Here is a 12,469-nt window from a genome sequence, read left to right as displayed (position 1 = left end):
AAACCGCACCTGCGGCTGGGGTCCCCAATTGGGGGTTGCGGGCTTTCCACCCGTTTCTAGATTGCGCCGCATCTGGACGTCGTGGGCAGGGGGCTCATGTCGCGTCCGTCAAAGCACATGATGCGGGGGCTGATGCGTTTGCGGATAGTTTTGTTCGGGGTTTGCTCGCTGGCGGCCGGATGCGCTGCGCCCGAAACCAAGGTGCTCGACCCCTATCAGCTTGCGGACGGCTCGCGATATCAGGATGTGGTGACGATCGGTGCGGATAAATCGGGGGCCAGCCCGGTGGTCACCGACATCAAGACTTTCCGTCTGGGCAATGGGAAGAACCGGGACAGTCGGCTCGTGTCGCAGGCCACCGGCTCGTCGCCGGGCATGACTGCGGTCGTCGGCGGCGCGATCGCGAACGGTACGGCCACGGGAATAACCGCCGGCCTTATCAGCTATGCGTCACGTTCCAGGACCACCGTCAATGTGGACGGAAAAAAATCCCTAACGGATGTTCAATGCTCGGAATTGTCTGAAGCCGAGCGTTTGCAGATCCAGAAGTGCATATGCGAGATCAGCAGCTTCAATCCCGGCTGTGAGAATGCCGGAGGGTCCGGCAATCCTCCGCCTTTTGGCGGGTGATTTCAGACAAGCACGCTTTGCAGCCGCTTCAGCTCCGCCGCATGGGCCAGGGTGGTCTCGTAGCCGAGATGGATCGCCTCTCCGGCGCGGTGGAATTCGGTAAGGCCGATGTGGCCGAGCTTGGGGTGCAGCGAAAAATCCGGAGGATCGCCGGCCAGCCGCGCCCGCGAAATGCGGTCCTGAATGATGTTGAACGCTTCCACCATCACGCCGGTGATGCCGAGCCGGGCGTCGTGCGCCGAGTGCTGCCTGGACAGGACAGGAAGCATGGCCTGTTCGCCCTGCAACCTATCGTCCCCGGACTCGCCCGCACTGTGGCGGATGACGGCGGCCCGGCCGAAATTGTCGGAGCTGAGATTGACGGCGACCACCGCCGGCTGTTCCTGCGCCCGGCATACCGAAACCGGAACCGGATTGACCAGCGCGCCGTCGACCAGCATGCGCCCGTTGCAGTTGACCGGCTCGAACACGCCCGGCAGCGCATAGGAGGCGCGCATGGCGGTGATCAGCGAGCCCTTGGTGAGCCATATCTCATGCCCGGTATGGATTTCGGAGGCGACGCTGACGAAGGGCTTGGGCAGGTCCTCGAAACGGGTGCCATCGAGATGCTCGCGCAGCCGCGCATCGAGCTTGAGGCCGCCGAACAGGCCGCTGCCGCGCAGGGTGATGTCGAGCAGGCCGAAGATACGCCGCCGCGTCAGGCTGCGGGCGAAATCCTCGAGCTCGTCGAGCTTGCCGGCCAGATAGCAGCCGCCGACCAGCGCCCCGATGGAGGTGCCCGCGATCATGGAAATCTCGACGCCGGCCTCGTCCAGCGCGCGCAGCACGCCGATATGAGCCCAGCCGCGGGCGCAGCCGCCGCCCAGTGCAAGCGCAATGCCCTTGTTCGGGGCAGGGGCGGGCTCGACCGTGCTGGTTGCCGAAGAAAGCCCGTTTGCTTCCCGGACATCTGGCCTGCCGCGCAATGACGCCCATTCGAGCATCACGATCTCCCTTGTCCCAGTTTCAGTCTAGAGCCGTCCCGTATCGAAAAGGTGAATCAGTTTAAGGGCAAGTTTCCGAGTGGGTTAGTCAGACTTTAGATAGATGGCCTTTGCATCGAACAGCGGGGTACTTCCATCACCGGAAAGGATGGCCTTCCCGTCGCGAAGCTCCACCATTCGATAAAAACAGGAACGCCTGCCTGTGTGGCAGGTTGCATCATGGCCTGCGACCTTAACGCGCAGCCACACCGCATCCTGGTCGCAGTCCGTGCGCAGTTCGACGACGTGCTGCATGTTGCCGGAGGTTTCGCCCTTCTTCCACAGCGCCTTGCGCGAGCGTGACCAGTAGTGTGCGATGCCGGTTTCGAGCGTCAGCGCCAGCGCCTCCTCGTTCATATGCGCCACCATCAAAAGCATGCCGTCGGCGGCATCGGTGACCACCGCCGTGACAAGGCCATTGGCATCGAAACGTGGCGTGAAGGCGGCGCCTTCCTGTTCGAGGGCCTGCTTGTCGGCAGGGGCAGGGGCGAAGGTCAGCGCCGTCACGGCTGCTCTCCTTGGGTATTGGACCGGTGAAGGCGGCGGGGCGCGCTCAGCGCACCAGGCCGCCGCGTACCATGGTCATGAAACGGATCTGCTCGTCCGCATTGTCGCTGAAGGTGCCTGTGAAGGTCGAGGTCAGCGTGGTCGAGCCCTGCTTGCGAATGCCGCGCATGGCCATGCACATATGCTCGGCCTCGATCAGCACCGCCACGCCGCGCGGATTGAGCACGTCCTGGATGACGTTGGCGATCTGCGCCGTCATGGCCTCCTGCGTCTGCAGGCGGTGGGCGAAGATGTCGACGACGCGGGCGATCTTGGACAGGCCGACGACCTTGCCGTCCGGCAGGTAGCCGACATGGGCCTTGCCGATGATCGGCACCATGTGGTGCTCGCAATGTGAGTGGAACTGGATGTCGCGCACCAGCACGAGATCGTCATAGCCGGCGACTTCCTCGAAAGTGCGGCCAAGTTCCTCGGCCGGGCACATGTCGTAGCCGTTGAACATTTCGAGGAACGCCTTGGCGACGCGCTTCGGCGTGTCGACCAGGCCTTCGCGATCCGGATTGTCGCCGGTCCAGCGCAACAGCGTGCGCACGGCGGTTTCCACCTCCTGCTGGCTCGGCCGGTCGGTGACGGGCTTTTCCATATACGCGGAGGCGGGCATGATCTTCTTGATGACGGCGTCCATAAAGGCGTCTCCCGTAGTTCCCCTCGATGGAGGAACGAGTTGAACGGACCACTGCCTATTACGGGATCGCGAAACGGCCCGAATGCGGCGTGACTGGGGTTCCGGCGACATAGACGCGCAATGGTGCCTTGCCGTTCCCGAAACATCACCATTATATATTGGTCGGGCGCTGCGATTGAAAGTGCGGAAGCGGCAATCGCTGTTCGCCAGACGGCGACGGACCGGAAAATTATGATCGACGACGTCTACAACAGGAAAATTCTGGCCTTCGCGGGAAATATCGAGCGGATCGGCCGGCTGGACAAGCCCGATGCGAGCGCCAAGGCGCATTCGAAGCTGTGCGGCTCCACCGTCACCGTCGATCTCGCCATGCAGGACGGTATCGTCACTGATTACGCGCAGGACGTGAAGGCCTGTGCGCTTGGGCAGGCCTCGTCGTCGATCATGGCGCAGCACGTCGTCGGCGCCAGCGCGCAGGAACTGCGGGACGTGCGCGAGACCATGCTGAAGATGCTGAAGGAAAACGGCGCGCCGCCACAGGGCAGGTTCGACGACCTGAAATATCTGGAGCCGGTGCGCGACTACAAGGCCCGCCACGCCTCAACCATGCTGGTGTTCGACGCGGTGGTCGATTGCATCGACCAGATCGAGAAGACCAAGGCCGAAAAAGCCGCGTGATCGGCCCGGCCGTAAAGACCCCTCAACTGTCCGCCAGCAGGTCGCGCACCATGGGAATGACGCGGGTGCCGTAGAGCTCGATCGAGCGCATCATCTTCCCATGCTCCATCGGCCCCGACGAGTATTTCAGGTCGAAGCGCGCAGCATCAAGCGCCTTCACCGTGGCGGCGATCTTCTTCGCCACGGTTTCCGGCGAGCCGACATAGAGCGAGCCCATGTCCGCCTCGGAATTGAAGGCCGTGATCGAGACGGGACCCCAGCCGCGCTCGCCGCCGATGCGGTCGTGCATCTTCTTGTAGCTCGGCCAAAGCTCCTCGCGCGCCTGCTCGTCGGTCTCCGCGATATGGCCGGGCGAATGCACGCCGATCGGCAGGGTGGGAGCCCCCAGTTGCGCCAGCGCGTCGCGGTAGAGATCCGCATAAGGCTTGAAGCGCTTAGGGTCGCCGCCGATGATGGCGAGCATCAGCGGCAGGTGATAGCGCGCCGCGCGGATCACCGATTCCGGGCTGCCGCCGACGCCGATCCAGGTCTTGAGCGTGCCGTTCTCGATCGGCGGATAGACGCGCTGGTCGGCAAGCGGCGGGCGCACCGACCCCTGCCAGGTCACCGGGCCATTTTTCAGCAGGGCGGCAAACAGGTCGAGCTTTTCGGTGAACAGGGTCTCGTAGTCGGAGAGCTTGAATCCGAACAGCGGGAAGGACTCGGTGAACGATCCGCGCCCGAGGATGACCTCGGCCCGGCCGTTCGAGATCGCATCGACGGTCGAGAAACGCTGGAACACGCGGATCGGGTCGTCCGAACTCAGCACCGTGACGGCGGAGCCCAGCTTGATGCGCTCCGTGCGCGCGGCAATGCCCGCCAGCACCACTTCCGGCGCCGAAACGGCGAAATCGTCGCGATGGTGCTCGCCGACGCCGATGAAATCCACGCTTACCTGGTCCGCCAGCACGGCCTGGTCGATGAGGTTGCGGACCACCTGCGCCTGCGGCAGCAACTTGCCGTCCGGGCCGAGCGTGACGTCGCCGAAGGTGTCCAGTCCAAGTTCGATGGTGTCGGGCATGTCAGCCTCCTGTCCGGCAACGCACCGGGGCGATGGTTGGGCACCCCTGTCGCCCGGCGGTCGGGGATCGCCGGCGCCATGATCCGGGATTGTGGCGGGATGCGTGTTGAACCGAAAGATAGAGCGGGCGAAGCGTCTGTTCAAACCGAAGCATTCGGCGACGCACTGTTCACGCCTGCTTGACGCGGCGGATCGGCCGCATTGCAATCGGCGCACCGAGATCGCATCTGTGGGCGAGGAAGCAGGGCAGAGCCACGAAACGGGACAGGAGCGTGACGCACCGGCATTCACATGCGCCGCAGCACCCCCGGAGAGGGCGCAACTGGTCCGGCCCGTGGCGCAGGACGCCGGGCCGCGTGTTCGGCACGTCTGTGGTGCGGCTCTATCAGCTCACCCTGTCCGGCTTCGTCGGCAACACCTGCCGGCACCTGCCGACCTGTTCGGAATATGCCTACGAGGCGATAGCCCGCCACGGCCTGTGGGCAGGCGGCTGGATGGGCCTGTTCCGGTTCCTGCGCTGCGGGCCGGGCGGCACGCACGGCATCGACAATGTGCCGGAACAGCTCGCCCCGCGTTTCCGCTGGTTCCTGCCCTGGCGGTATCGGGAGATCGGCGCAAAGCGTCGCGGTGCTGCCTCCTGATGCGGCCATGGCTTTACGGCCGTGGCTGCGCCGATTATGACACCGCTGCCGCCGGACGCATCCGGCATCAACCCACCCGCGCTCGTTTGCGGGACTGGATAGGAGAACACCTGTGTCGAATTCCGTTTCCCTCACATTTCCCGATGGTTCGTCTCGCGACTATGATGCCGCGACGACCGGCGCCGCACTTGCCGAATCCATCTCCAAGTCGCTGGCCAAGAAGGCGGTCGCCTACACGTTCGACGGCGCCTTGCGCGATCTGTCCGACCCGCTGGGCGGTTCCGGCAAGGTCGAGATCGTCACCCGCGACGATCCGCGCGCTCTAGAGCTGATCCGCCATGATGCCGCGCATGTGCTGGCCGAGGCGGTGCAGGAACTGTGGCCCGGCACGCAGGTGACCATCGGTCCGGTGATCGAGAACGGTTTCTATTACGACTTCGCCCGCAACGAACCCTTCACGCCGGAGGATTTCCCCGCCATCGAGAAGAAGATGCGCGAGATCGTCCAGCGCAACAAACCCTTCACCAAGGAAGTGTGGTCGCGCGACAAGGCCAAGCAGGTGTTCCGCGACAAGGGCGAGGCCTACAAGGTCGAACTGGTCGAGGCGATCCCGGAGGATCAGGACCTCAAGATCTATTATCAGGGCGACTGGTTCGACCTGTGCCGTGGCCCGCATATGGCTTCCACCGGCCAGATCGGCAGCGCCTTCAAGCTGATGAAGGTGGCCGGCGCCTATTGGCGCGGCGATGCCAACAACCCGATGCTGACGCGCATCTACGGCACCGCCTGGGCGACGCAGGAACAGCTCGACCAGTATCTGCACATGCTGGAGGAGGCCGAGAAGCGCGACCATCGCCGCTTGGGGCGTGAGATGGACCTCTTCCACTTCCAGGAGGAGGGGCCGGGCGTCGTCTTCTGGCACGCCAAGGGCTGGAAGATGTTCCAGAACCTCATTGCCTATATGCGCCGCCGCCTCGGCGACGACTACCAGGAGGTGAATGCGCCGCAGGTGCTGGACAAGAGCCTGTGGGAGACATCGGGCCACTGGGGCTGGTATCAGGAGAACATGTTCGCGGTGAAGTCGGCCCACGCCTTCACCCATCCGGACGATCCGGATGCCGACCAGCGCGTGTTTGCGCTCAAGCCGATGAACTGCCCCGGCCATGTACAGATCTTCAAGCATGGCTTGAAGTCCTACCGCGATCTGCCGATCCGGCTTGCCGAATTCGGCAATGTGCATCGCTATGAGGCGTCGGGGGCCTTGCATGGTCTCATGCGGGTCCGCGCGTTCACCCAGGACGATGCGCATATCTTCTGCACCGAGGACCAGCTCGAGGCGGAAATCCTCAAGATCAACGACCTGATGATGTCGGTCTACAAGGATTTCGGTTTCGACGAGGTGGTGGTGAAGCTGGCCACGCGGCCCGAAAAGCGCGTCGGCACCGATGCGGCATGGGACCACGCCGAGGACATCCTGCGCCGCGCACTGGCGCGAATGGCGCGCGAGGACAACCGCATCAAGACCGGCATCAACGAGGGCGAGGGCACGTTCTACGGGCCGAAGTTCGAATATACGCTGCGCGACGCCATCGGCCGCGAATGGCAGTGCGGCACCACGCAGGTGGACTTCAACCTGCCGGAGCGCTTCGGGGCCTTCTATATCGGCGCGGATTCGGAGAAGAAGCAGCCGGTAATGGTGCACCGCGCCATCTGCGGCTCGCTGGAGCGCTTCCTCGGCATCCTCATCGAGAGCCATGCCGGCCAGATGCCGCTGTGGTTCGCGCCCTTGCAGGTGGTGGTGGCGACAATCACCTCCGACGCCGACGATTATGCGCGCCAGGTCGTGGCACGGCTGAAGCAGGCGGGTCTGGCGGCGGAAACCGATCTTCGCAACGAGAAGATCAACTACAAGGTGCGCGAGCACAGCCTTGCCAAGGTGCCGGTTATCCTCGTCTGCGGCAAGCGCGAGGCTGAGGAGGGTACGGTCAACATGCGCCGCCTCGGTTCGCGCGACCAGCATTCGATGACACTCGACGAGGCCGTGACCTCGCTGTCCGACGAGGCGACGCCGCCCGACCTCAAACGCGCCCGCGCTGCCTGACGGGCCAACAGGCGTTCGAACGAAAACGGCGGCGGAGAAATCCGCCGCCGTTCTCGTTTTCGGATGGAAATGTCAGGCCGCGAGCTGGGCGCGGGTCTTGCCGATCATCAGCGCCGCCTCGGCCGCCTCGCGGCCCTTCTGCACGAAATGCTCGGAGAAGATGCGGTTGTGATGCTCGGTTTCCTGATAATGATGCGGGGTGAGCGACACCGAAAGCACCGGGACGCCCGTGTCCATTCCAGCGCGCATCAATCCGTCGACCACCGCCTGCGCCACGAAATCATGCCGGTAGATGCCGCCATCGACCACCAGCGCCGCAGCCGCGACGGCGGCATAGCGGCCGGACTGGGCAAGGTCGCGGGCCAGCATCGGCATCTCGAATGCGCCGGGCACATCGAAGACATCGACCTGGGAAGCGGGAATGAGCTGCGTGAACCCTTCCAGCGCGCGGTCCACGATGTCCTTGTGCCAGTTGGCCTTGATGAAGGCGTAGCGCACGGGACGGGAAAAAGCAGAGTGGGCTTGTGTCATGTGATCTCCTTTCAGCAACAGACACGTCACCCAAGGCGATCACATGAAGGCTTGCCGCCCGCGTAAACGACGGCGCCTGCATGTCCTCTTTCATCCGGACTGTAACCGTCGGCTCAGGCATCGCACCTGATCTGCTGACCTTTCCCCGCTGCGGGGAAAGCGCTCGCGGGCTCGCGGCTCTATTCGAGCCGCATACCGCCGGTGGGGAATTTCGCCCCGCCCTGAGAACAGGACCTATGTGTCATGCAGGGGCGGCTCTTGCAAGCCGAGATGCGGTGAACACTCAGTCGGCGGCTTCGGGATCGACCGCCGAGGCTTCCGAGGCGACCACCTCGATTTCGCGGTTCTGGCCGGGCTCGACCTTGAAGTCCTTCTGGTAGATGCGGTCGCGATTCTTGGCGATGGCCGTGTAGTCGCCATCCGCCAGCACCATGGGGGCAAAGGCGCCGACGCTTTCCTTCACCTGCTCGCCCGCCTCGTTGAGCACCGACCACGAGGTGTCGGCGATGGCTTCGCCGCCGGCCTCGCGCACCAGCTTGAGCGTGACTTCGGCTGCATGGTGTTCCACCGTCGCCTCGGTGAGCTTGCCGGCCTCGACGCGGATGTCGGAACGGATGATGGCGTTCACCGACCCGTAGGTCGACACGACATGATAGGTGCCGGATTTGAGCCGCACCACGGTGTTGGGCTGAACATTGGGCAGGACGAGTGCCCGATCGCCACTGTCCTCGCCGTCGCCCTCGTAGATCGAAAAGCGCAGCTTGGCCGGGGGGATGCGTCCGCCGCCGGCTGCCGTGGCGTCGAGCTTCAGGCCGCCGGCATTGAGCACGAAGCTTTCGTGCTGGGCCTGCCGGCCGACCGATATGCGCTTGGTGGCGCCGGCGCGGCCATAGGAGGCGTGGACCAGATAGCTTCCGGGCTCCAGATCGAAGATCGAGGTGCCGCCCTGCGCCGAGGCCACCAGCGGCAGCTTGCCGTCGGCATCCGGTTCGGGCTTGAACACACGCCAGACCATGCCCCGGGTGATCTCCTCGCCGCCTTCGTTGAGCTGGGCGCTCAGCGTCACGGTGCCGCCGGAACTGGTGGCGAGCGAACGGTCGCTTTGCGGCGTGGCATAGCTGGAGATACCGGGCAGCTTGAGGTCTCCCAGCCCGTCGTCTTCCTGCGCCGCGGCCGGCAGCGCCATGGCCGCGCACAGCATGCCCATGAAGATAGGGGCCATCGGGGCCGGGGTCATGGGAATCGGGAAAAGACGGCGGGCCGCTGCAAACATGTCTTGCCTTGAACCGCAAGGCGGTGGCAATTTCAAGGCCCGACTGCATCCCGACCGCGGATGCTTCCCATTTCAGGCACTGCCCGGGCCGCTTCCCGAGGGACACGACCCCAGCCGCCGACCTTTCCAGGGATATTGCAAGATGAACGCGACGATCATGGATTTCCTGCTGGCCAGAGCTTCCGTGCCGATCCAGGATTTGCAGGCACCCGGGCCGGACGATGCCGAGATCGCGAAGATTATCGCCGCGGCCAGCCGTGTCCCCGACCATGGCCGGCTGGCGCCCTGGCGGTTCATCGTCTATCGCGGCGAGGCGCGTGAGGAGATCGGCCGCAAGCTGGCGGCCCTTGCCGAGGAGCGCGAAGGCCCGCTGCCGGAAGGCCGGCGCAATCAGGAGCTTACCCGCTTCTCGCGGGCGCCGGTGGTGATTGGCGTCGTCTCCACGCCGAAGGAGCATCCCAAGATTCCCGATTGGGAGAAGTTCCTGTCGGGCGGCATGGCCGCGATGAACCTCATCCTTGCGGCCAACGCGCTGAGCTACCGCACCAACATGATCACCAACTGGTATTCCGAAGTGCCGGAGGGCAGGGCGATCCTGGGGCTTGCGCCGGATGAGCGCGTCATCGGCTTCGTGCATATCGGCAGCTATGAAGGCACGGCGCCGGAGCGTCCGCGCCCCGATCCGGCCGCGCTCTATGCCGATTATTCAGGCCCGTGGCAGGGTTAAGGTTCAGCCGGTAACGCCCGCCGCCCGCGCCCTGGCCAGCAGCCGCTCGGCCAGGCGCAGATGCGGGCGGTCGTACATCTTGCCGCCGATGCCGACGACGCCGGGATTGCCCGCCGCTTCGAAGGCGGCCACCACCGCCGCCGAATGTTCGACGGCCTCGGGTGTGGGGGTGAAGGCGGCGTTGATGACCGACACCTGTGCCGGGTGGATCGCCATCTTGGCGGTGAAACCGTCGCGCTCGGCCTCGATGCACTCCGCCTCCAGCCCTGCCAGATCGCGGAAATCCGGATAGACACTGTCGATGGCGGCCACTTCCGCCGCCGAGGCGGCAAGCAGGGTGACGGCGCGGGCAAGCCGGAACACGTCGGTATAGCGCCCGTCCGCATCCCGCGCCGCTCGTGCGCCGATGGCGGCCGACAGGTCTTCCGCGCCCCAGGTCAGGCCGGCAAGGCGCTGGCTCGCGCCCGCATAGGTCGCGCCGGTGAAGAGGGAAGCGGCCGTTTCGGTGGCGATGGCGATGACGGAGATGCCGCCGTCCGGCAGTTCCTGCTCGGCCTCCTGCACGCGCAGCTTGACCGAAAGCCGCTCGACATCCGCGCCGCTGGTCGACTTGGGCAGCATGATGCCGGCCGGCCGGGCCGGCACCAGCGCGGCAAGGTCGGCATCCGTCAGGCCGGTCGTGAGGTCGTTGACCCGGACATAGACGGCCGGCTTCTGCATCTTCGACCGTGCGGCAAGGAACTCTGCGGCAATGCGCCGGGCGCTCTCCTTGTTGGAAGGCGCGACGGAATCCTCCAGATCGACGATCACCACGTCGGCTTCGGAGGCAAAGCCCTTCTCCAGCTTCTTTTCCGAATCGCCGGGAACGAACAGCAGCGACCGCATCAGACCGGCTTCTTCAGCATCATCGCCTGACGCAGGCATTTGGCCACCAGAACGTCATGCTGGTTGTAGGCCCGGTGCTCCAGTTCGACGATGCCGCGGTCGGGCTTCGATTTCGATTTGCGCACCGAGATCACAGTGGTCTCCACCCGCACCGTATCGCCGTGGAACAGCGGGTGCGGGAACACCGTGTCCTTCATGCCGAGATTGGCGACGGTGGTGCCGACGGTCAGGTCGTTGACGGCGATGCCGATCATCAGGCCGAGGGTGAACAGCGAATTGACCAGCGGCCGTCCCCATTCGGTCTTCGATGCGAACTCGAAATCGATGTGCAGGGGCTGCGGGTTCAGCGTCATGACCGAAAACAGCATGTTGTCGCTTTCGGTCACCGTCTTGCGCAGCGCGTGGCGAAAGACATGCCCGACCTCGAATTCCTCAAGATACAATCCGGCCATGGCGCTCTCCTCCTTTTGCACTTTTGATAGGACCCTGCCGCGCGCGCTGCAAGCGGCAGACGCCCGGGAAAACATGGTGAACGCTTTATTAAGCCATTGGGCCTATCGTGGATTTCAGAGCCGGGGCTGGCTTTCGGGGGTTGGGCGCAAGTGATGGTTGTTTCGCATTTCCTCAAGTGGATCTGCACGGCGAAGGTTTCGGAACGCGCCGCCGCCGCCGCCGCCCTTGCCAACGCCTATGTGCAGCACACCCTGCCTTTCGAGGACCGGTGCGCCGCCGAGGCGGCACTCACCCTTTTGCTGGACGATCCGTCCTCCAAGGTCCGGCAGGCCATGGCCGAAGCCTTGTCGATGAGCCGCCATGCCCCGCCGCAGGTCATCGCCGCTCTTGCCGCGGACCAGCCGGAAGTGGCCGCGCTCGTCGTCGCGCGCTCGCCGCTGCTGACCGATGCCGACCTGATCGACCGCGTCGCGGCGGGCACCGTGGCCACGCAGAAGCTGGTGGCCGACCGCCCGTCGGTCTCGATGCCGGTGGCCGCCGCCATCGCCGAGATCGGCGAGGCCGATGCCTGCGTGGTGCTGCTGAAGAATTGCGGCGCCGACATCGCCTCGCTGAGCTTTCGGCGTATGGCCGAGCGCTTCGGCCATGTCAGCGCGGTGCGCGAGGCACTGATCGCGGACATGCGCCTGCCGGCGGATTGCCGACACATGCTGCTGGTCAAGCTCGGCGAGACGTTGAAGGGGTCGCCCCTGGTGCAGGCGCTGATGGGCGCTGCGCGGGCCGAGCGCCTGATGCGCGATGCCTGCATCAAGGCTTCGCTGACCTTGATCGAAGGCACGCAAGGCGACGAACATGCCGCGCTGGCGGAACATCTGCGCCTGCGTGGCGACCTCACGGCGTCCTTCCTCATTCGTACCGTGGCGCATGGCAAGATCGATTTCTTCGGCAGCGCGCTGGTGGTGCTGACCCGCCGCAGCGAGCAGCGGGTGGCTTCCCTTCTCGCCGCCGGCAACGATGTGGCGTTGCGCGCGCTGCTCACCGGCTCCGGCCTGGCCGAGGCCACCCACGCCGTCATCCTGCGGGCGCTCAAGGTCTGGCGAGAGGTTGCCAATGGCAAGCGCGTCGCCGGGGTGCAGGAGGTGAGCTGGCTGATGCTGAAGGAGCTCGGCGGGCAGGGCGCGCAAGGTGAACTGGCCACGCTGGTGAAATCCATCCATCTCGATGCGCTGCGCGAAAACGCGCGCGGCCACGCGCTGGCTATCGCCGCCGCCTGACG

General features: G+C 65.0%; 14 protein-coding genes and 1 riboswitch. Of the genes, 6 read left to right on the top strand and 8 right to left on the bottom strand.

Features of this window, described 5'->3' with window-relative positions; genetic code table 11:
• The first annotated feature begins 96 nt into the window (after positions 1-96).
• Positions 97-630 (top strand): hypothetical protein, encoded by a 534-nt coding sequence (locus ABID37_RS03095; RefSeq protein WP_354192585.1) that lies wholly within the window; start codon positions 97-99, stop codon positions 628-630.
• 2 nt (positions 631-632) lie between these two features.
• Here ABID37_RS03095 and ABID37_RS03090 read toward each other — a convergent pair whose 3' ends face one another.
• From ABID37_RS03090 to folE, 3 genes are all read right to left on the bottom strand, one after another.
• Positions 633-1,613: a patatin family protein gene (locus tag ABID37_RS03090; RefSeq protein ID WP_354192584.1), complete on the bottom strand. Its 981-nt coding sequence runs from the start codon at positions 1,611-1,613 to the stop codon at positions 633-635.
• A gap of 84 nt (positions 1,614-1,697) precedes the next feature.
• Positions 1,698-2,159 (bottom strand): phosphoribosyl-AMP cyclohydrolase, encoded by a 462-nt coding sequence (gene hisI / locus ABID37_RS03085; protein ID WP_354192583.1) that lies wholly within the window; start codon positions 2,157-2,159, stop codon positions 1,698-1,700.
• Between the two features lie 46 nt (positions 2,160-2,205).
• Positions 2,206-2,844: a GTP cyclohydrolase I FolE gene (folE, locus tag ABID37_RS03080; RefSeq protein WP_354192582.1), complete on the bottom strand. Its 639-nt coding sequence runs from the start codon at positions 2,842-2,844 to the stop codon at positions 2,206-2,208.
• 231 nt (positions 2,845-3,075) lie between these two features.
• Between folE and ABID37_RS03075 the strand changes: the two genes are divergently transcribed.
• Complete coding sequence (locus tag ABID37_RS03075) at positions 3,076-3,522, top strand: iron-sulfur cluster assembly scaffold protein (protein WP_354192581.1); 447 nt, start codon at positions 3,076-3,078, stop codon at positions 3,520-3,522.
• Between the two features lie 22 nt (positions 3,523-3,544).
• Here the strand turns inward: ABID37_RS03075 and ABID37_RS03070 are convergent, their stop codons facing one another.
• Entirely contained in the window at positions 3,545-4,582 is a 1,038-nt protein-coding gene (locus ABID37_RS03070) for an LLM class flavin-dependent oxidoreductase (RefSeq protein ID WP_354192580.1), read from the bottom strand.
• A 272-nt stretch (positions 4,583-4,854) separates the two neighbouring features.
• Here ABID37_RS03070 and yidD point away from each other — a divergent pair, with 272 nt between their 5' ends.
• Positions 4,855-5,223, top strand: coding sequence for a membrane protein insertion efficiency factor YidD (gene yidD, locus ABID37_RS03065; RefSeq protein WP_354192578.1), 369 nt, complete (start codon positions 4,855-4,857; stop codon positions 5,221-5,223).
• Between the two features lie 112 nt (positions 5,224-5,335).
• Positions 5,336-7,324, top strand: coding sequence for a threonine--tRNA ligase (thrS, locus tag ABID37_RS03060; protein ID WP_354192577.1), 1,989 nt, complete (start codon positions 5,336-5,338; stop codon positions 7,322-7,324).
• A 72-nt stretch (positions 7,325-7,396) separates the two neighbouring features.
• Here the strand turns inward: thrS and ABID37_RS03055 are convergent, their stop codons facing one another.
• Together ABID37_RS03055 and ABID37_RS03050 are read right to left on the bottom strand one after the other, a co-directional pair.
• Complete coding sequence (locus ABID37_RS03055) at positions 7,397-7,855, bottom strand: 6,7-dimethyl-8-ribityllumazine synthase (protein WP_354192576.1); 459 nt, start codon at positions 7,853-7,855, stop codon at positions 7,397-7,399.
• A 78-nt stretch (positions 7,856-7,933) separates the two neighbouring features.
• Positions 7,934-8,088, bottom strand: a riboswitch (FMN riboswitch).
• A 50-nt stretch (positions 8,089-8,138) separates the two neighbouring features.
• Entirely contained in the window at positions 8,139-9,077 is a 939-nt protein-coding gene (locus ABID37_RS03050; RefSeq protein WP_354192574.1) for an RgsD C-terminal domain-containing protein, read from the bottom strand.
• 193 nt (positions 9,078-9,270) lie between these two features.
• Here ABID37_RS03050 and ABID37_RS03045 point away from each other — a divergent pair, with 193 nt between their 5' ends.
• Positions 9,271-9,855, top strand: a complete 585-nt coding sequence (locus ABID37_RS03045) for a nitroreductase family protein (protein WP_354192573.1) — start codon at positions 9,271-9,273, stop codon at positions 9,853-9,855.
• Between the two features lie 3 nt (positions 9,856-9,858).
• On the opposite strand, the gene ABID37_RS03040 is transcribed toward ABID37_RS03045, so the two are convergent.
• Entirely contained in the window at positions 9,859-10,740 is an 882-nt protein-coding gene (locus tag ABID37_RS03040) for an HpcH/HpaI aldolase/citrate lyase family protein (RefSeq protein ID WP_354192571.1), read from the bottom strand.
• Positions 10,740-11,267: a MaoC family dehydratase gene (locus ABID37_RS03035; RefSeq protein WP_354192570.1), complete on the bottom strand. Its 528-nt coding sequence runs from the start codon at positions 11,265-11,267 to the stop codon at positions 10,740-10,742. Before ABID37_RS03035 ends, ABID37_RS03040 begins: the two co-directional genes overlap by 1 nt.
• A 78-nt stretch (positions 11,268-11,345) precedes the next feature.
• Between ABID37_RS03035 and ABID37_RS03030 the strand changes: the two genes are divergently transcribed.
• The gene (locus ABID37_RS03030; protein ID WP_354192569.1) at positions 11,346-12,467 is read left to right on the top strand and encodes a DUF2336 domain-containing protein; all 1,122 of its coding nucleotides are present in this window, start codon (positions 11,346-11,348) and stop codon (positions 12,465-12,467) included.
• The last annotated feature ends 2 nt before the right edge of the window (positions 12,468-12,469 follow it).

This window comes from Aquamicrobium terrae (genome assembly GCF_040545735.1).
Lineage (GTDB): Bacteria > Pseudomonadota > Alphaproteobacteria > Rhizobiales > Rhizobiaceae > Mesorhizobium > Mesorhizobium terrae_A.
This window is presented reverse-complemented; position numbering and strand designations above follow the sequence as displayed.